The 20,669-nt window shown below is 50.7% G+C and carries 15 protein-coding genes and 1 tRNA gene; 10 read left to right on the top strand and 6 right to left on the bottom strand.

Annotated elements, in window-relative coordinates; genetic code table 11:
• Positions 1 to 9: 9 nt before the first annotated feature.
• Positions 10 to 1,113 (bottom strand): chorismate synthase, encoded by a 1,104-nt coding sequence (aroC, locus tag ACYVH9_RS01570; protein WP_460634531.1) that lies wholly within the window; start codon positions 1,111 to 1,113, stop codon positions 10 to 12.
• A 90-nt stretch (positions 1,114 to 1,203) separates the two neighbouring features.
• A complete protein-coding gene (locus tag ACYVH9_RS01565) occupies positions 1,204 to 2,517 on the bottom strand; it encodes a BatD family protein (RefSeq protein WP_460634530.1) in 1,314 nt (437 codons plus the stop codon).
• A gap of 235 nt (positions 2,518 to 2,752) precedes the next feature.
• Here ACYVH9_RS01565 and ACYVH9_RS01560 point away from each other — a divergent pair, with 235 nt between their 5' ends.
• Positions 2,753 to 2,956: a hypothetical protein gene (locus ACYVH9_RS01560; RefSeq protein ID WP_460634529.1), complete on the top strand. Its 204-nt coding sequence runs from the start codon at positions 2,753 to 2,755 to the stop codon at positions 2,954 to 2,956.
• A 51-nt stretch (positions 2,957 to 3,007) separates the two neighbouring features.
• Here ACYVH9_RS01560 and ACYVH9_RS01555 read toward each other — a convergent pair whose 3' ends face one another.
• The 4 genes from ACYVH9_RS01555 to ACYVH9_RS01540 all read right to left on the bottom strand — a co-directional run bounded on the left by ACYVH9_RS01555 (position 3,008) and on the right by ACYVH9_RS01540 (position 8,173).
• Positions 3,008 to 4,342: a dihydroorotase gene (locus tag ACYVH9_RS01555; RefSeq protein WP_460634528.1), complete on the bottom strand. Its 1,335-nt coding sequence runs from the start codon at positions 4,340 to 4,342 to the stop codon at positions 3,008 to 3,010.
• Between the two features lie 52 nt (positions 4,343 to 4,394).
• Positions 4,395 to 5,384 (bottom strand): porphobilinogen synthase, encoded by a 990-nt coding sequence (gene hemB / locus ACYVH9_RS01550; protein ID WP_460636433.1) that lies wholly within the window; start codon positions 5,382 to 5,384, stop codon positions 4,395 to 4,397.
• A gap of 120 nt (positions 5,385 to 5,504) precedes the next feature.
• Entirely contained in the window at positions 5,505 to 6,185 is a 681-nt protein-coding gene (locus ACYVH9_RS01545; protein ID WP_460634527.1) for a response regulator transcription factor, read from the bottom strand.
• A gap of 95 nt (positions 6,186 to 6,280) precedes the next feature.
• A complete protein-coding gene (locus ACYVH9_RS01540; RefSeq protein WP_460634526.1) occupies positions 6,281 to 8,173 on the bottom strand; it encodes a sensor histidine kinase in 1,893 nt (630 codons plus the stop codon).
• A 186-nt stretch (positions 8,174 to 8,359) separates the two neighbouring features.
• Here ACYVH9_RS01540 and ACYVH9_RS01535 point away from each other — a divergent pair, with 186 nt between their 5' ends.
• From ACYVH9_RS01535 to ACYVH9_RS01495, 9 genes are all read left to right on the top strand, one after another.
• The gene (locus ACYVH9_RS01535; RefSeq protein ID WP_460634525.1) at positions 8,360 to 9,193 is read left to right on the top strand and encodes a T9SS type A sorting domain-containing protein; all 834 of its coding nucleotides are present in this window, start codon (positions 8,360 to 8,362) and stop codon (positions 9,191 to 9,193) included.
• Between the two features lie 326 nt (positions 9,194 to 9,519).
• Entirely contained in the window at positions 9,520 to 9,747 is a 228-nt protein-coding gene (locus ACYVH9_RS01530) for a hypothetical protein (RefSeq protein ID WP_460634524.1), read from the top strand.
• A gap of 294 nt (positions 9,748 to 10,041) precedes the next feature.
• Complete coding sequence (locus tag ACYVH9_RS01525; protein WP_460634523.1) at positions 10,042 to 13,107, top strand: glycoside hydrolase family 3 N-terminal domain-containing protein; 3,066 nt, start codon at positions 10,042 to 10,044, stop codon at positions 13,105 to 13,107.
• A gap of 176 nt (positions 13,108 to 13,283) precedes the next feature.
• Entirely contained in the window at positions 13,284 to 17,483 is a 4,200-nt protein-coding gene (locus ACYVH9_RS01520; protein ID WP_460634522.1) for an Ig-like domain-containing protein, read from the top strand.
• Between the two features lie 51 nt (positions 17,484 to 17,534).
• Complete coding sequence (locus ACYVH9_RS01515) at positions 17,535 to 17,972, top strand: nucleoside deaminase (protein ID WP_460634521.1); 438 nt, start codon at positions 17,535 to 17,537, stop codon at positions 17,970 to 17,972.
• 65 nt (positions 17,973 to 18,037) lie between these two features.
• Complete coding sequence (locus ACYVH9_RS01510) at positions 18,038 to 18,646, top strand: superoxide dismutase (protein ID WP_460634520.1); 609 nt, start codon at positions 18,038 to 18,040, stop codon at positions 18,644 to 18,646.
• Between the two features lie 95 nt (positions 18,647 to 18,741).
• Positions 18,742 to 18,817: transfer RNA gene (locus ACYVH9_RS01505), tRNA-His, on the top strand.
• A 79-nt stretch (positions 18,818 to 18,896) separates the two neighbouring features.
• The gene (locus ACYVH9_RS01500; protein ID WP_460634519.1) at positions 18,897 to 19,544 is read left to right on the top strand and encodes a carotenoid biosynthesis protein; all 648 of its coding nucleotides are present in this window, start codon (positions 18,897 to 18,899) and stop codon (positions 19,542 to 19,544) included.
• A 217-nt stretch (positions 19,545 to 19,761) separates the two neighbouring features.
• Positions 19,762 to 20,640, top strand: a complete 879-nt coding sequence (locus tag ACYVH9_RS01495) for a MerR family transcriptional regulator (RefSeq protein WP_460634518.1) — start codon at positions 19,762 to 19,764, stop codon at positions 20,638 to 20,640.
• Positions 20,641 to 20,669: the final 29 nt, after the last annotated feature.

The raw sequence follows: 20,669 nt of genomic DNA, 5'->3' as shown, positions 1-20,669 counted from the left end.
TTCCAGGGATTACCCACCAATCCGCTGCAAACTTGCCACCTGATTTCGCAGGTAAAAATCGGCCAGTACCAATGCGGCCATCGCTTCGACAATGGGAACGGCCCGCGGAACTACGCAGGGGTCATGGCGTCCCTTGCCTGACACGACCACCGGATTGCCATTTACATCCACGCTATCCTGATCCTGCATGATCGTAGCAACGGGTTTAAACGCAACCCGAAAGTAAATGTCTTCGCCGTTAGAAATCCCCCCCTGAATGCCGCCCGAATGATTGGTTGTGGTCCGGACCCGGCCCGTTTCGTCGGACGGATCAATGTAGAATTTGTCATTATGCTCCGAACCGTGGAGTTCGGTACCGGCAAAACCGCTGCCGTACTCAAAGCCTTTTACCGCGTTGATACTCAGCATGGATTTTCCCAGTTCGGCATGAAGCTTATCAAACACCGGCTCCCCCCAGCCAGCGGGCGCTCCTGTGATGACACACGATACCACGCCCCCAACCGAATCACCCTGCTTGCGGGTTTCATCGATGTAATCAAACATCTGTTGGGCCAGCTCCGGGTCAGGGCAACGCACGGCATTGTCTTCGGTCTTAGCCAGATCCAGTTCCTGGTACGGTTTTTCGAGTTTTAACTTCCCGACCTGCGATACATAGGCCTGAATCGTAACGCCCCGTTGTTTCAGCAACAACTTGGCCAGCGCTCCGGCAGCCACCCGGGCGGCTGTTTCACGGGCCGAACTTCGTCCTCCACCCCGGTAATCGCGGACACCGTACTTTTCCTGGTACGTATAGTCTGCGTGTGATGGCCGAAATTGCTGAGAGATATGGGAGTAATCCTTGCTCCGCTGATCTTCGTTCCAGATCAGGAGACTAATGGGCGTCCCTTCGGTTTTGCCCTCAAAAATTCCGGACAACACCTGAAATTCGTCCTTTTCACGCCGTTGCGTCGTGATACGCGACTGCCCGGGCTTCCGGCGATCCAGTTCCGCTTGAATAAATTGGGTATCCACTTCCAAACCCGCCGGACAACCATCGATGACAACGCCGATAGCGGCCCCGTGCGACTCTCCAAAGGTAGATATCTTAAATATCGTTCCGTATGTACTGCTCATTCTGTCCGTTTACGGTTTAATGTTTATGACTTAAAGTTCAACTATGCATTCCAACGACTCACGTCGAACTTTAAATTGTAAACTACTCTCTTATTTTTTCCAAAATAAATACATCATTCCCAGAATCATGCTTACCAGCAGGATATTTACGCCCAACCGGATCATTTCCTGAAAATTGATGGGCTGTAGTGAGCTGTCGGTTTGCTCAATACCGGTATAAATGGAACCCGGCAGGCTAACCCGCACCGTATCGCCTTCGGGTAAAGCCGTTCCGCCCACCCGTAGGGCAATCGCTGACCGCAGCGTGTCATAGCGTTGCTGCTTCAGGTTGAAGTAAATCCACTGAAAATACGACGCCAGCGGAAAATGACCGTTCTGCCGGGGAATCAAGGCGTAAGAAAAGGTTTTATACCCCGAAACGCTTCCTCCGGCCCGGTTAATGACTTCTTTGGAACTGGGTGGAAAGATATCGAACGTCGTTGAGTCAGTAACCAGTGGCGCTGGCAGTGAAGCAATATTTCCTTCGCCCGTTATTCGAAAATTGTATTGGACACTCTGCCCGACCGCCGGATTTTTCCGCAAAACCGTTTCAACCAGACGGTATTGTCCGACAGGCACCTGATCGCGCAGGGGATGATCCGGCAGCGGATTGACCCGGACCGACAAAGGGCGGGTTGTGTAGCTAACAATTTCTTTCTTGCGTTCCCCACCCGGTTTGAGTGCCGGGCGGTATTGCAACAATTTTAAACTAACCGACGGAATTTCGATAGGTTGTTTGTTGAGCGGAAAAAAAGTGGCCTGATAAATGCGGTACTCCGTGTACCGTTTGCCCTTAAAGAAAACCGGACGTTGCGACAAATCTGTGATGCCTTCGTTTTCTTCCCAACAATTGGCCGGGCGCAGTGTTTTCAGAAGTTGTTGCAACTGTTGATCGAGTTCATAAAATGTTAATTCAAACGGATAGGATTCGGCCACGAAAAAAGATAATTTTAACGAAAATCCTTCGCCCGTATAAACCGCGGCTTTTGACGTACTAACCGAGAGAAAAACGTCGTTTTTGGCAATGGTCTCCGGCGGGGCGTTCAGGGTCATTAGGGTATCAGCCAGGCGGGAGGATGAGTTGACTGTGATGATGACCTCTTCGGACTGAATGGTTGTTTCGCCCACCACCAGTTCAAACGGCGGCAGGCGGTACTGCCCCGGTCGTGTGGCAGAATAAGATTGGGTAATAACCTGTGAAACAACGGTTTTCCCATCGATTTCAACCGGAGTAACACTAGTCGTTGTTCCTTTTTTAATGAAGCCCTTGATGACGGGGAAATTAATAACGGGCCTTGAATCGCTGTTTTGGATGGTAACCGAAATCGTAAATGGCCGTTCAATCGAAATTATCGTTTCACCCAAATCAATAGTAACTGAGGGCTCTTGAGCTAACAGTTTCAGGCTCAATGGGCCATAAAAAAATAATACAAATAATAATTGGAATTTTAAAAATTTCATCTCTAAATTTGAGCAACAAAAATAGGTACACCGCGTTACAATTTATAGAGGCTCGCGACTGAATGGTTCTTTCGCTGGTTATCTTTTGCAATCGGAGTAGACCCTCAAAACTCTAACCAAAAAAAACGTAGTATGTGGTATGGCAACAATGCTAGAGTACATCAAGACAATCCTTCAAAAAGTTAGCTTTGACAAGAAATTGTTTGAGAAGGAATTAAAAAAAGCCATCGACCTTCTAGTACCGGAAGAAGTAAAACAATTAAAATCCTGGTGTTACGAAAAATTCAGCGCCCTCTATCTTTCTGTTCTTAATCGATGTTTTTACAGGCGAAAGATCGCTTAACTAATCATACATTTTTAGTTGAAAGGCCGACTTACAAGTCGGCCTTTTTGATTACCGGACAAACAGCAACCGTTTTCCCGGTACCGAATCATTGAATCGTCCGTTGGCATACGCCAAATGCCCGGACACAATCGTGTGGGTCACGGTATGGTTGAAAACCGTTCCTTCCAACGGCGACCAACCGCATTGGTAGTGAATATTTTCTTTGGCTACCGTCGTTTGCTGACCGGGTTCAACCAGTACCAGATCGGCCCAGTATCCCTCCCTAACATACCCTCGTCGGTCGATCTGGAAACAATCGGCGGGCGCATGGCACATTTTCTCAACTACTTTCTCGATCGGCAATTTTCCCTGATTAACGGCTTCCAGCATGAGCAGCAGCGGGTGTTGCACCAGCGGCAGTCCCGACGGAGCCTGCCAGTAAGCCTGTTGCTTTTCATCCCACGTATGCGGAGCGTGGTCAGTAGCAATAATGTCCAGCCGATTGTCGAGCAACGCCTGCCACAGTTGCGGTTTGTGATGCGGAGCTTTGATGGCCGGATTGCACTTGATCAGGTTTCCCAGCCGTTCGTAATCGTCAGCATCAAACCACAGGTGGTGTACGCACACTTCGGCAGTAATCCGTTTTTCTTTTAGCGAAACGGTATTGTCAAACAGTGGTAATTCATCGGCGGTCGAAATGTGCAGAATGTGCAGCCGGGTATTATACTTCCGAGCCAGCTCGACCGCCAGCGATGAGGATTTCAGACAGGCTTCTTCATTACGCACGAGCGGATGGATGGCCGCCGTTGCCGAATCGCCGTACAATTCCCGATAATGCGCCGAGTTGGCCCGGATGGTGGCTTCATCTTCGCAATGGGTGGCAATCAGCATCGGACTTTCCCGAAACACATCTTCCAGTACTTTTACATTATCGACGAGCATATTCCCCGTCGACGAACCCATGAAAATCTTGATGCCACAAACCGCTGTCGGATCGGTTTTCAACACTTCGTCCAGGTTGTCGTTCGAGCCGCCCATGAAAAACGAATGGTTGGCGAGCGACGTTCGGGCGGCAATCTCGTATTTCTGAGCCAGCAATTCCTGCGTCAATACGTTCGGAACGGTATTGGGCATTTCCATGAAGCTCGTGACGCCCCCGGCCACGGCCGCCCGGGCTTCCGACTGAATAGTGGCTTTGTGGGTCAAACCGGGTTCGCGAAAATGGACCTGATCATCAATCACGCCCGGCAACAAATAATTACCATTCGCGTCGATGACGGTATCAGCCGGTTGGTTCAGTCCGGAACTGATTTGTTCGATAAAACCGTCTTTACAAAATACGTCGGTCTCGCGGACACGGCCTTCGTTCACCAGACGGGCGTTGCGGATCAAAATACTGCTCATGCTACAAAGGTAGACCGGGAAACCGTAACCGCCCGCTACCGTTTTTAAAGTCTTATGATTTTCGAAGCTGGGCTACTTCTTTCGCAAAATACGTCAGGATTATTTTGGCACCGGCCCGTTTCATGGCCGTCAGGATTTCGAGCATAGCCCGCTCGCCGTCGATCCAGCCATTGGCGGCTGCGGCTTTTACCATCGCATATTCTCCGCTAACGTTGTAAGCAGCAATGGGCAAATCAAAATTATCGTTCAGCAATTTAATGATGTCCAGGTAAGCCATCGCCGGTTTGACCATCAGGAAATCGGCCCCTTCGGCGTAGTCCAGCTCGGCTTCGATGAGGGCTTCACGGCTGTTGGCGGGGTTCATCTGATAGGTTTTCTTATCACCAAACCGCGGAGCCGAATCAAGCGCATCCCGGAAAGGACCATAAAAAGCACCCGCGTATTTCGCCGTGTAGGCCATGATCGAAACATTTGTGAAGCCTTCGGCGTCCAGTACTTCGCGGATGTAACCGATTCGTCCGTCCATCATATCCGACGGGCCGATAATATCCGCTCCCGCGCGGGCCTGCGCCAAGGCCATTTTGCCCAACACTACCAATGTGTCATCGTTCACGATTTCCACTCCATTTGGCCCTTCTTTTACGATACCGTCGTGGCCATCGGAGCTGTAGGGATCCATGGCCACATCGGTCATTAGGGCAACGTCCGGAAAACGGCTTTTAATCGCTTTGATGGCTTGCAGGTACAGCCCCTCGGGATTGTAGCTTTCCGTCGCATATTTATCTTTTTTACTTTCAGACAGATTCGGAAACAGGGCGAAGGTCCGCAATCCCAGATCAACGCACTCCTGAATTTCTTCCAGCAACAAATCCAGTGAAAAACGGGCCACACCCGGCATGGACGCAATTTCGGAGCGCACACCCTCTCCTTCCATTACAAACATGGGGTAAATCAGATCATGGAGCGATAGGGAGTTTTCCTGCACTAAGTCCCGAATGACGGGCGATTTTCTATTTCTGCGGGGTCGTCTTAACATGGCAATACGAATAAATTCGATGACAAAGGTCGTACTTTTATTGATAGAAAAACGCAGCGGAGAACCCGGCGTCTCTTTTTGAGAACGTCAAAGATTCCCCGCTACGTTCGGTAATGGGCAAGAAAATCAAGCCATCAGTTTAAATCCTTCGCCGTGCAGGTTAACGATCTGTACGGATTCGTCTTCTTTCAGGTATTTGCGGAGCTTGGTAATATAAACATCCATGCTGCGGGCGTTGAAATACGAATCATCGCCCCAGATGAGTTTCAGCGCAAAACTCCGGCTGAGCGGCTGGTTTTTGTTTTGGGCAAATAACTTCAGCAGCGCGGCTTCCTTGCTGGTCAGCTTCACGTCTGTGCCGTTGCGGGTCAGAAGTTGGTGGGCAAAGTCAAACGAAAACGAACCGATCTGGTACGTAGTTGGCTGCTGCACTTCATCCACTTTGTGATACCGGCGGAGAATGGCCTGAATCCGCAGCAACAACTCTTCCATGCTGAACGGTTTGGTCATGTAATCATCGGCCCCAATCCGGAATCCCTGAATGGTATCTTCTTTCATTGACTTGGCCGTCAGGAAAATAATTGGAATATCCCGACCCGACATCCGGACTTCCTTGGCCAGCGAAAAACCGTCTTTCTTTGGCAACATCACGTCGAACAGACATAAATCGTAGGCGTGGTCGACAAACCGCTGCCAGCCCTGATTCCCGTCGGTAGCCAGGTCTGTATCATATCCTTTCGAACTCAGGTACTCCTGCAACAACAGACCCAGGTTCGGGTCATCTTCAACCAGTAAGAGCTTAGGCATATTGCTGTTTTCTCCGATCACCTCTACTGTTCTCTGATCAACCCTGTATAAATAAATCAGAGCTGTTCAGCGCATGGCAGGGGTAATCAGAAGGGTTATGATTGATGGTATGGCAAAATTAACTCAAACGAACTACCTTTTCCCAGTTGGCTCGTCACCTGAATCGTACCGTGGTGTTCTTCCACCATCTTTTTCACGTAACTCAGCCCCAGGCCGAACCCCTTAACATCGTGTAAATTGCCCGTTGGAACCCGGTAAAATTTCTCAAAAATTCGGTTAAGCTGCTCTTTGGTCATCCCGATTCCCTGATCCGCCACGGTAACACTAAGACCATTATCAACATTCCGCGTCCGGATGGTAATGTCGGGTTGCTCAGGCGAATATTTAATGGCATTGTCCAGCAAATTGTATAAAATATTGCTCAGATGCACTTCGTCAGCCTCCACAATTTCGTCGGCGGCTTCAAAATCCAGGTGTACTTCGCCATGTTTCTGCTCAATCTGTAACCCGATGGTGTTCAATACATTACCAATTGTGTCGTGAATATTGACCGATGAAAGTTTAAGTTTAACCGCCCCTTTCCCTGCCGTTGCCCGGTCGAGCAGTGCCATTTGCAGCACCTTCTCGACGTGTGTTCCCAACCGGCGGGTTTCGTCGCGGATGATTCCCATGTAGCGAGTCAATCGTGTGGCAGGTTCTTCCGATTTTTCAATCCCGTTACTCAGTTGCTCCTGCGCCATTTCAACCGCCAGCGAGATGGTAGAAATAGGCGTTTTGAACTCGTGGGTCATGTTGTTGATAAAATCGTTCTTAATGTCAGCCAGTTTTTTCTGCCGTAAAATGGTGTTGATGGCGACGTAGAAACACGCCATAATCACCAGCACCAATACCGCCGATCCGGCCAGGATAGCGGTCATTTTTCGCCAGATGAACTGCTGCTGATCCGGGAAATAAACGTACACATAATTGCCTTTCTCCAGAAAATTATTGGGAAACAGCACGGCTTTGTACACCTTCTTTTTATCCGAGAGCTGATTCTGCGAATGCGACGCAAACAACAACTGCGGTTTGGTCAGTCCACTGGCGGCACTCGTCCGAACGCCGTATTCAAACGGAATCGTGATACCGCGGTCGGCCATGGTCTCCTTGAGCAACGAATCCAGCACGGTTCGGTTGACGCGGCTTTCGATCGGGCGGTTGGCAAATAATAAATCCCGAACAACGCCCTTCACCATTTCGGATTGTTGTTCCACCTTTTGCCGCCCCGCTTTCGAGGTGGCTGCGGATACGGACATCGGCGTCGTTGTTTTCCGCTTCGGGCGGATTTTCAGCGCCAGTTGTTCGCGCTTAATCGGTTTTTGGATAATCCGTATACTATCCACCACGGGAGGGCCATACATGAGCCTCAGCTGACGCTCGAATACCTGATCAACCAGGCGGTTAAAATGTCGTTGCTGCTGCATTTGCAAGTCCCAGAGCGCGTCGGGCCCCAGCGCATCCTGCTGCCGAACCAGATCTTCGAAATGCTTCTGCTGCACGTCGGACAGCTTCTGAAAATCCGAATGCAAGGCATCGGAGGGCGACACCTGCGTTTGTTGCCAAATCCGGATTGGAACTGCGCCGTTGGCGTTTTCTGGTTCTGAAATCAACGGTTTTGTTTCCTGAACCTGCTGGGCAATGAGCGGCCCCGAAGGTTCTACTGGAGTTTTTTTGACGGTTTTTTCGGCGGCTTTCGTACTGGTAGGCCGGGAGATAGCCATCAACTGCTTCTGCTGTTGCTGCTGATTCATGCGCTGGCGGGCCAGGTACAGAATTTCCTGCCGTTCCAACGTCCGGACAACCTCCTGCAAACCGTCGGTCACCCGCGAATCAAACTGCTGTTTTTGCAAAGACAGCGCATTATCGATCCAATAAAGCTGCAGGGAAATCAGCCCCAACAACCCTACTGTCATCAGCACGGCAATCCAGCGTATGCGTTGTTTTGTCATTTTTTATTTCTCCTGATGCAACTTTTGGGTTCGCGTTTGCATCTATTAACTGTTGCTCTCATAAAATTACGAAACGCGCAGCCCAAGGGCTAAAGGCGTCACACCCATTTAACATACTTTAACAACGAAACAATCCGAATTGCCCTAGGTTTGCAGTGTTTTCTAACTGCAAAAACGACAAATAACATGATCACCTTATCTGGAATTCGCTATCGCCTGATGCTGGCCGTTGCGCTGGCAAGCGGCTGGTCGGCCCCCACGCTGGCCCAATCCGACAAGAAGACGGATGCTGACAAAAACAGCATCAACGTGAAAATTATCGAACGTACAAATGGTGGTGAAGTCCGTGAATTAGAACGGAGTTATCGGCTGGATGGTATGCGGGACGACGAGCGGGACGCGCTGGTCAACCGGCTGGTGGATTCAATCCGAACCAAACGCGGCCACGACAAAGGCCAGATTACCATTGTAATTGACGATAATGAAAGCGAACATACCATGAACCGCAGCCATAGTTCCGAGCGGATTATCAAACGCAAAAACGGTGATATCACGGCCCGTCGCCCAAACCGTCCGTCCGGTCCGAATGAATTCCGGTACTACAAGGATGGCAAGCTGCAAAACCGCTACCGGTTTGATACCGACTCACTGGCCGACCGAATTAAACGGCTCGAATTCAGCTGGCCCGAAAATTTCGGCCAACGGATGGAAGATTCATTCCGCAACTGGAGCTGGTCACTGGAAGAAGGATCAAAAGCTTCGACCATCCGAAACCTCCAGGTTTACCCCAATAATCCGGAAACCAGTCAGTTGAACGTCCGTTTCAGCGCCCCGGTCAAAGGGGATGTCCAGATCCGGGTAACGACCCCCGATGGAAAAGAAGTCGCCAAAAAATCGGTGAAGGATTTTTCTGGCAATTACGCTGGTCAGATTGACATTGATAAGAAAGCGAAGGGCGTTTATTTCATAAATGTCACTCAGAACGACGATGGTGCTGTCAAACGAATCGTCATCCCTTAATTTCGTCCGGTGAAAACGGCTAGTTAGCATCTGGCCCCTGAATTTCATCCCGTCTATCCGTTGGTTGGTCGCAGGTTTCAGACAGTTCGCCTATTTTTAGTAGGCGCTTAAGGATTAGGTCGGATATTTTTACGTTACCTTTTTCTCTTTCCTGCGTCTCAACAACGGAGTTATCAGAATATAAAATAGGGAAGTCAATACCGTTCATCAATCTATAGTACCGCTTAAAAACTTTTGAGCAAAAACAAGGTACTATGTATTGCAAGGTACGATATAAAACCTATATCTTTGTAAAGAACTTAACAAGGGGTCAACCCGTGAAGAGTATGAAGAAGTTAGTAGTCATTTTTTTGTTGCTTAGTGCCAGCCTGAACGCTTCGGCTATGGGCCATCCGCACAATCTATTTTCGGCTCACCGCAAAGCAAAGCAATACAAGCCGATGGTCTGCAAAACAACGACGGTTACTGACAAGTCTGCCTTCACAACCTGTGTTAAAGTGGCAGCTCCGTCGTTCATCCAGACGTGGGTTATGCTGCGCAAAAAGTTTTTGTAAAGCCGGATCGTTCCCGTTTTCAATCAGCGATGCTACAACTAAATGTGTAGCATCGCTTTTTTTGTGGCACAAGAATTGCCCTTCTTTCCGCAAGCTTCTGGGGACCGAAAACTAGCCGGGAGCGTCTAAATCCCTTTGTTTTGCAAAGCCAACATCGGGTTACCAACCCAATTTTATATACAACATTGGGGAACATCCTGCGTTTTTATTAGGCAAATTTTCCTTATTTAATTAATTTTATCGTTGAAATGGATTAATCTGTACACGCAGACGTAACTGTACTTCTTAACCAAAATGCGAATTAAAGTTGTCTCTCGGGTGGTGGTGGCTCTGTTGGTGGCCGGTTTTTTGACAGCTTTTGGATGGGATCGCTCTGGCCTAACCCGGCCTACGTGGCGTCACGTCTTCTCATCGAATTTCTTAGCGTCCTTCTCTAAAGAAAAGCCGGTTATATCCGCAGCCCAACCAACTGCCTGGCGGCCTAAAGTTCTGGCCCATCCGGTCGAGGTTTTGCGCTCCACTCCGCAGCAACAACGCTGGGTAGACAGCGTTTTCCGGACGATGACTCAGGAGCAGAAGATCGGGCAGTTTTTTATGGTGGCCACGTTCTCTAACCGCGACGAAGCCCATTATCAATACATCGAAACCCTGGTTCGTCACTACAACATTGGCGGGCTGATTTTCTTTCAGGGCGGCCCCTTCCGCCAGGCAGTTTTAACCAACCGCTATCAGGCAGCTGCGAATGTTCCGCTGCTGATCGGGATCGACGGTGAGTGGGGCTTAGGCATGCGGCTCGACAGCACCATGGACTTTCCCAAGCAAATGACGCTGGGTGCCATTCGTGACACCGCCGTTGTTTACCGCATGGGCGCTGAAATCGGCCGTCAATGCCAGCGACTAGGCATTCACATCAATTTTGCTCCAGTTTCCGACATCAACAGCAATCCGGCGAATCCGGTGATAGGCAACCGCTCGTTCGGCGAATCGAAGGAAAACGTAGCGTTGAAAGCCATTGCGTACATGAAGGGCTTGCAGCACACGCGCGTTATTGCCACAGCCAAGCATTTTCCCGGTCATGGCGACGCCAGTAGCGATTCCCACCTGACGCTCCCAACCATCAGCCGATCCGCTACTCAGCTCAATGATATTGAACTGTATCCGTTCCGCAAACTCATTGCAGATAGTCTAATGGGCGTTGTAACCGGGCATCTGCACGTTCCGGTGGTTGACAACACTCCCCGACTGGCAGCAACCTTGTCCGAGAAAATCGTAACGGATCTGCTGAAGAAGGAGCTGGGTTTCCGTGGGCTGGTTTTCACCGACGCGTTGAATATGAACGGCGTGGGAAAACTTCCGGCGGAAGAAATCAATTTGCGGGCCCTGATGGCCGGCAACGACGTGCTGCTGTACCCGGAAAACGTTCCGGATGCCGTCCACAAAATTGCTGACGCGGTTGAACAGGGCAAGATTTCTCAGACGTTAATTGACGAAAAAGTAAAGAAAATCCTGCGGGCCAAGTACTGGACAGGGTTGGACAAGTACCAGCCCATTGCTCTTGAAAACCTCAACCGCGACCTGAATTCTTCCGAAGCACAACTGCTAAAACAGGAGCTTTGTGAACAAGCCGTTACCCTGGCAAAAAACACCAATAATGTCTTGCCAATCGGTACGCTGGACACACTGCGTCTGGCATCGGTTTCGATTGGAACCGACTACGGCAACCCATTTCAAAAAATGCTGGGACGGTATGCGCCCATCAAACAGCTTACTTACAGCGAAAAACCGTCGAGCGACCGCAACGTCGATGAAATTGTAAATCAAATTGGGGATGCCAATCTGGTTGTTATTAGCTATCACCGCCTGAGCCCTTCCTCCCGCTGGAACTACGGGGTAACGAATGCATCCCTGAACCTGATCAGCCGATTGAAGCAGAAGGGCGTTCGCGTGGTGGTATGCGCTTTCGGTTCGGCTTACGCCCTGCGCCCGTTTGCTGGCACGGAAGCCGATGCGGTTTTGTGCGCTTACGAAGATGGCGAGGAGATGCAGCGTGTAGTGCCTCAAGTCCTGTTCGGTGCCGTTCCGGCGAAAGGGGTGATGCCCGTTACCGTCGGCGACTGGAAAATTGGCAATGGCATCTTGACGGCTCCCAATCAACGCCTGGCCTACAGCCTTCCCGAAAGTGTCGGTATGCGTTCCGGCCAGTTACGACACATCGAAACCGTTATTCAAAAAGCCATCCGGGATCGGGCATTCCCTGGCTGCCAGGTGCTGGTTGCCCGGAAAGGTAAAGTTGTTTTCGACAAAAGTTTTGGCACCCTGTCGTACAACAGCTTTGAGCGTGTAACAGACGAGACCTTATACGACCTTGCTTCACTTACGAAAGTCCTGGCCACGTTGCAGGGCATTATGTTGTTGCAGGAGCGTGGAGCGATTGACCTGAACCAAAAGGTTGCCTATTATTTACCCGAGTTTCAGAACGGCAGCAAACGAAACATGACCGTGAGCGATGTACTGTTGCATCAAACGGGATTACCGGCCGGTCTGTCGCGGGCCATCGAGCGGTCGAAAGCGCTCAGCACAGCCGAGTTCCGCTCCGTTCGGGATAGTTTGCATTCGTTACAAGTTGGGCCAACGTTGTTTGCCGCACCAGCCCTGCGCGACTCGATTTGGCAATGGATCGTTCGTACTCCGTTGACCAACCGGGTCGATGAAGCAGGTCGTTACAATTACGTGTATAGCGACCTGAGTTTTGTCATTCTCCAGAAACTCGTGGAGCGGGTAGCAAAACAACCGCTGGATGTTTTCATTGCCGAAAACCTCTTCAAACCGCTGGGTATTTCAACGCTTTGCTTTAACCCACTCCAGGGCCATCCCGGCAATCGTATAGCGCCAACCGAACAGGACACCTATTTCCGCCATTCGCTGTTACAGGGAACAGTTCATGACCAATTGGCGGCTTTGCAGGGAGGAATATCGGGGCACGCCGGGCTGTTTGGCGACGCAACGGATATTGCCAAAATCCTCCAGATGAACCTGCAACGGGGTAATTATGGAGGGCAACGGTTTCTGATGCCGGGCACGGTGCCACTTTTTGTTCGCACGCAAAGTGACCGCAGCCACCGCGTTCTGGGTTGGGATAAACCTGAAGTGGATGGCAACAGTGTTTACCACGCGACGCAGGTATCTCCCCGTTCATTTGGCCATACCGGTTTTACCGGTAATGTCATTTGGGTAGATCCTGATTATGATCTTGTCTTCATTTTTCTGTCCAACCGGGTTCACCCGAGCGCCGGAAATACGCTCATCAACACCCAAAAAATCCGTCGGCAAATCCACGAGATTATTTATCAGTCGATGTAATTTGTACTTTTGGGTAATCTTTCTGACTAATACGAAGTTAAACGAATCCGCTCCTTCTTAACTGGTTGGGTATGAATAAATCTATACGTCTGAGTTTTCTTTTGCTGGTTGTGCTTTTAGGATGCATTGGAATGGCGAGAGCTCAGGCCCAGACAATAACCACAGGTCCTCTGTCTGTGTCTTCTCTCTGTGCGGGCGCATCCATTTCCGTTCCTTTCTCCACCTCAGGGACTTTTGGAACTGGCAATACTTTTAAAGTGGAAATTGCTCCGGCAACCGGGAGCAGTTTCACCGAAATCGGAACGGGAACTACCACTCCTCTCAGTGGAATCATCCCGGCTGGATTGAACGGAACAGGCTATCGCATTCGCGTTGTTTCCTCCAGTCCGGCCGTAAACGGAACCGTTAGCACAACGCCATTGACCATCAATTCGCCCAGTGCTCCGGGTGCATCGGATGTTTCGTACTGTCAGGGCGTCTCATCATCACCGCTTACAGCTACTGCGGCCAGTGGAGCTACGCTAAAATGGTTCGCGTCGAACGATAATCCCCTCTCGGGCCCACCTACTCCACCGACCAATGCTTCGGGAACAACCACCTACTTCGTCAGTCAGGTTGTTGGCGGTTGTGAAAGCCCACGGGCCGAAATAAAAGTAATCGTCACTTCCACTCCCGCCCCCGGTACCAGTTCCGTGACAGTATGCCAGGGCGCTCCGGCAACGCCATTGATCGCCACAGCAGTTAACGGTGCGACACTGACCTGGTACGGAACCGATGCAACCGGCGGTACGGCTTCCGCTACCGCGCCTACCCCACCAACCAGCGCAACCGGTACCACGACGTACTACGTTAGTCAAGCCCTAAACGGTTGTGAAAGTCCCCGGGCTTCGCTCGCCGTAACCGTTAGAGCAAAACCCTCATCCCCCGTATCCGGAACGACTTCAGCCTACTGCCAGGGTCAGACAGCTACGGCATTAACCGCCACCGGCCAAAATCTGAAGTGGTATGATGCCGCGACGGCCGGAAACCAGATTTCCAACGTGCCGACTACCAACACGGCAGGCACCTTCAAATTTTATGTCAGCCAAACCGTGAATGGCTGCGAAAGTGATCGAACCGAAATTGCCGTTGAAGTAAAAGCCACTCCCCCCGCACCGACGGTTTCTGCCGTTAATTATTGTGCCGGTGCTGCAGCATCGCCCCTTTCGGCGGTTGCCGCCAGCGGAGGCACGCTAACCTGGTATGATCCTCAGGGGAAAGTTTTGGCCGCTCCCCCCACGCCGTCTACGGGTAACACGGGCGTCACGACGTACTCAGTCAGTCAAACCGTTGGTGGGAGTTGCGAAAGCCCGAAAGCATCTATCGCTGTAACGGTCAATGCCATCCCATCGGCTCCTGTTGCCACCAGCGCCGTAGCCTACTGCCAAAACGAAACTGCCAAGGTACTGACCGCAACGGGCCAGAATTTGAAATGGTATGAAACCGCTACCAGCAACACGAGTGTAGACGCCATTACCCCCGACACGAAAACCGCTGGTAGCAAAACATATTACGTCAGCCAAACCGTCAACGGTTGTGAAGGTCCTAAAACCGCCGTTGTCGTCACGGTGAAACCGCTGCCAGCCGCTCCAACGGTTCCCCAAAATGACTTCTCTCGCTGCTTGAACGATACAATTTCTCCCTTAAAGGCTACGGCAAGCACCGGCGGTATCTTGGAATGGAGTGGTCCTGGAGTTACGAACACTAGCACGGCTCCACGGCCCAGCACTTCTATTCCGGGCACGTTCACCTATACCGTCCGTCAACGCGTAGATGGCTGTGTCAGCGATGAAGTAAAAATTACGGTTACGATTAAAGAAAAACCGCAAGCGCCAGCCACAACAGATATTGCAGCCTGCCTCAATGGCCCGGTTGCAAATCTGGAACAAAACGTAACGAAAGCTTCAAGTGCAACATTAACCTGGTATTCAGCTTCAACGGGTGGATCACCGTTAGCGGGAGTCCCAACGCCATCAACCAGTACCACCGCGACAACCACTTTTTACGTTGCGCAAACGGTTAATGGCTGTACAAGTGAGCGAGCTGCCTTGAAAGTCGTTGTCAATCCTTTGCCAGCCAAGCCGACCATTGCATCAGCCGGCCCTTATTGCCAGGGTGATAAAGCTACAGCTTTGGATGCTACTGGTAGAAACATTCAATGGTACGATTCCAAAGGAAAAGTTAGCGCGGCCCCAACGCCACCCACCGATCAAGCCGGAACGCAGTACTACCTGGCGACGCAAACCGTTAACGGCTGCGAAGGTCTCAAAGATTCTATCGTGATTACCGTTAAAAGAAAACCGGGCAAACCGGGAGTAACAGATCCTGCCCTTGAATTTTGCCAGAACACCAAGGCACCGTTGCTAACGGCCACGTTTGAAACCGGTGCAACACAACTCTGGACCGGCCCGACCAGCGCAACATCTACTTCGGCTCCGGCCATTCCAAACGCAACGGCCCAGACTTACACCTACGCCGTTACGCAAACCGTTAGTGGCTGCACGAGCGACAAGACGGAAATCAAGGTAACCGTCAACCCAACACCATCGGCCCCTACGGTCACCATCAACCGACCGGAGGTATGCCAGAAGGAGAATCCGGTAACGCTGACGGCAAACGGCGAAAATCTGAAGTGGTACGGAAGTGATTCGACAGCGGTTGTAACCAATACCACTCAAAATACCGACAACGCCGGGACTTTTGTGTTTTTCGTCAGTCAGACAATCAAGTCGTGCGAAGGCCCGAAGGCCCGAACCCAAATTCGGGTAAAACCACTGCCAGCAGCCCCGCAGGTAACCAGCAAAGCGGAAGTATGTCAGGACGCTCCGGTTGAAGCGTTGGCGGCCACTGGTCAGGGAATCAAATGGTTTACGCAAAACGACCAACTGCTCGGTGAAGCGCCCAAACCGGCCACCAACGTCGATCAGGAAACCTCATACACTTACAAAACGACCCAAACCGTTGACGGTTGCGAAAGTGAAAAGCAGACGTTTAGCTACAAAGTTAATGTAACCGTCAGACCCTCCGTGGTGAGTCCGGTGACGTACTGCCAGAACGCAACGGCCAAAGCACTGGAAGCTTCGGGCCAGAATCTGAAGTGGATCAACCCTTACGGCCAGGAGTCGTCTACTGCGCCCGTTCCACCAACCGCCAATGTTTCGACCAAACCAGAAGGCGATTCTTATTACGTGACGCAGCGCGGAAACAACGGCTGTGAAAGCCGCCGGGCCGAAATTCGGTTGATCGTGAATGCGCCACCGACGGCCAAAATTGAGGGAACCACAACGGTTAATCTGGGAAAAACCGTTCCGGTTACCATCGCCTTCACCAGCGTTCCGCCGTTCAGTTATACGCTGTCAGACGGTACCCGGGGCACGTCGGAAACGATGCAGAAAGAAATCAACCTGCTGCCGACGAAAAAGAGCACCATTTACACCATCACGAATGTTTCGAACTCCTGCGGCTCCGGCACACCAATCGGCACATTTACGGTTAACACCGTAATTCCGACAGTTACTACCAATGCCTTGTCGATGACAACGGTTTGTGTTGGAACCTCCCTTCAAGTTCCTTTTACGACCTCGGGTGAGTTTATGCCGGGAAACACGTTTAAAATTGAACTCGCGGCCATGACGGACACAGCGTTTGTGAACAAGACTGAATTTGGAACCGGAGCGATGCAAAGCCCCATTACAGCCCCCGTTCCAACCACGCTGGCCCAGGGATTGTACCGCGTTCGGGTGACGGCGACCAATCCGCAGGTACCGGTGCCGGGCAGTAACAGTCCGACGATCCTGAACATCCGGGCTTTACCGACGGTAGCGCTGACGGGCACGAAAGATATTTACGACAATGAAAGCACTCCGCTTTCGTTTGCATTCACAGGCGATGGCCCCTGGACGTTTGAGTATAAGGATGATCTGAAAACGACCAAAGTAACAACCAGTACCAATCCGCATATTGTTACGGTAACCCCGGTCCGGTCCATCACGTACACCGCCAGTTCGATCAGCAATACCTGTGGCGTCGGAACGGCAACGGGAACAGCCATTATTCGGGTACTTCCGGTACTGGGAATGGAGCCCGATCCGCTGCTGACGGTAGTGAAGGTGTTCCCGGTTCCGACCGAAAGCATATTGACGGTTGATATTGATCTGCCGCTACAAAAAGAACCAGCACTTCTTCAACTGACAGACCAGAGTGGCCGCGTTGCCAAAAAATTAACCACCCGCGAACGGCAGACCAAGCTGGATTTGAGCCAGCAAGCGGCCGGTTATTATTTCCTGCAAATTCAGATTGGCGATCGAAAAACCATTCGGAAGCTGATGAAACAGTAACGGTTTTCCCCTCGTCCCGCAACAATTGGGCGAAGGGAAAATCTTTCCTCCATGTTGAACGACGACTATTTTATGGGCATTGCCCTTGACCAGGCCGAGAACGCCTTCGAAGAGGGAGAAATTCCGGTGGGTGCGGTTATTGTGTGCCGCAACCGAATCATTGCCAAGGGGTACAACCAAACCGAGCGGCTGACCGACGTAACGGCCCATGCCGAATTACTGGCTCTGACAGCCGCCGAACAATACCTTGGCTCCAAGTACCTGCCCGACTGTACCCTGTATGTCACGCTGGAGCCCTGTGTCATGTGCGCTGGGGCGTTGTTCTGGGCACAAATTGGCCGAATTGTGATTGGCGCTCCTGATCCCAAACGCGGTTTTTCATCCGTTCAACCTTCCATTTTACACCCTAAGACTCAGCTCACAACGGGCGTTCTGGCCCCAGAAAGTCTTCATCTGCTCAGCAACTTTTTTCGGCGTTTACGAACATAAATTCAAAAGTCACTGTTATCGCGTTTGACAACTTTACTGTATGTCTAACCTTAACACATCACAATATGGCTTTCGAATTAGCTCCCCTTCCTTATCCGAGCAACGCGCTGGAACCCCACATCGATCAGCAGACGATGGAAATTCACCACGGCAAACACCACAACACGTATGTGACTAATCTGAACAATGCGGTAAACGGTACCGAATTGGAAGGCAAATCGCTGGAAGAATTGGTAGCCGAAGTCAGCAAACATCCTGTAGCAGTTCGGAATAATGGCGGTGGGCACTGGAATCACACCTTTTTCTGGGGCATTCTGTCACCCAATGGTGGTGGCGAACCAACCGGCAAACTGGCTGAAGCCATTACCCAGAAGTTCGGTTCATTTGACGCTTTCAAAGAAGAGTTTGCCAAAGCAGCTACCACGCGTTTCGGTTCCGGCTGGGCGTGGCTGATTGTTACGTCGAATGGCGAACTGGCGGTTACCTCAACGCCGAACCAGGATAACCCGCTGATGGATGTAGCCGAACAAAAAGGTACGCCAATCCTGGGTCTGGACGTGTGGGAACACGCTTACTACCTGAAATACCAGAATAAACGTCCGGATTATATTGCTGCCTGGTGGAACCTCGTCGACTGGAAAGGCGCCGATGAGCGGTACCAGAAAGCAGTTTAAGCAGCCACAACCGATGAATTGTGAGCGATGAATAAAAAAACATTGTTTATCGTTCATAATTCATCATTCTTTTACTACTTTTGCAGTCTATAAACGGAGGATGTAGCTCAGTTGGTTAGAGCGCCAGATTGTGGTTCTGGAGGTCGCGGGTTCGAGACCCGTCTTTCTCCCTCTCAAGTGGCCCTGTCAAAAAACAGGGCCTTTTTTACGCCTTTACGGTTCGTCATCCCAGTCCACAAAACCGCTTGTCATGCTCGATCGACTTTACCGCCCCGCGCTAACGGTTTTGATTCTGGCCTACATTGCCGGTGTGATTGGCTTGCAGGTACCCGCGGTGGCTCCCCTCTTTCGCAGCCTGGTTCCCTTTAATCTGTTGGCCTCACTGGCTTTATTGCTACTGTTTCATACCGACTGGAAACCGTCTTTTCTTTTCTACTGCCTTTTGGCAGCCGTGTTCGGCTTTCTGATCGAAGTGCTGGGTGTACACACCGGTTTTGTTTTCGGAAATTACGCTTATGGCCCAACGCTGGGTTGGGCCCTCTGGCAAGTTCCGCTAGTCATCGGCGTCAACTGGTTGATGCTGACCTACTGCTGCGGAGTTATTTGCGACCAATTTCCTGTACCAGTTTACCTTAAAACCATTTCGGCTGCCTCGCTGATGGTGCTGCTGGATCTGCTAATCGAGCCGGTTGCCATTCGATTGGATTTCTGGTCCTGGCTCGAACCCGCCATTCCAATCCGGAATTACTTGGGCTGGTGGGTTGTCTCGCTCATTATTCTCGCTATTTGGTATGGCTTACCATTTCGCAAACAAAACCGTCTGGCATTACCACTCCTTCTACTCCAGTTTTTGTTTTTTATCGCCAGTAACCTGGTTTTCCTTTTTGCCGCATCCTAAAACATTACCGGCTGACCGTAGTTGTATTCTACAAAACGAATAAGGCTGTCATCTGATTATTACAATTTTAGAAGCTGATACCGCGCGCACTGCTGCCTGCCGCATGACCGGGTCATTTGTTCCCTTTGCATTAATTTTCTAAAATTGTACACGCAACCTTATACGTCGCTCATTTTTGAATACACCTGACTTGGGACACCTGTAGTTTACGATTCCCATGAGTAATTACTCGATTAGAGATCTGGAGCAGCTTTCCGGCATCAAAGCGCACACGCTTCGAATCTGGGAGCAACGTTATAACATCATTTCCCCCAAGCGAACGGACACCAACATTCGTACGTACGATGACGTGGATTTGAAACTGGTTCTGAATATTTCGCTGCTAAAAGAACACGGTTTTAAAATCTCAGAGATTTCGAAAATGTCGCTGGGCGAAATGTCTCAGGAAGTGATTACCATTTCCGACCGCCAGCTCAATTATCCCGATCAGATTCACGCCCTGACGCTGGCGATGGTTGATCTGGACGAAGAACGTTTCGACAAAGTAATTAGCACGAACATTCTGCAATTCGGTTTTGAAAGTACGATGATTCATATCATCTACCCCTTTCTGGGGCGGATTGGTACGCTCTGGGTAACGGGTTCGATCGGGCCCGCTCAGGAGCATTTTATGTCGAGTCTGATCCGCCAGAAAATCATTGTTGCCATTGATGGGCAGGTTAGTAAACAGCGTTCTACGGCCAAAAAATACCTGTTGTTTTTGCCGGAAGGCGAGCTCCACGAAATCGGGCTGCTGTTTGCCAATTATGTCATTCGGGCGCGACAAAACAAAGTGATTTATCTGGGCCAGAACCTGCCACTGAGCGAGCTAGAGTTTGCCTGTGAGGTTCATAAGCCGGATTACCTGTTTACAACCATTACATCGTCCCCGAGTAACCACGAAGTTCAGCCCTACGTGAATCACCTGGCCACCCGTTTTCCAGACACGCAACTTTTGCTGACGGGGTATCAAGTGGTTGGGCAAGACATTGAGACGCCTGATAGTGTTACCATCATCAACAACACCGACGATCTAATCCGGATCGCCAGCACCTAAAAAAACCGGTGGGCCCATATGGGCCCACC

Source organism: Larkinella harenae (assembly GCF_054780515.1).
This window is presented reverse-complemented; position numbering and strand designations above follow the sequence as displayed.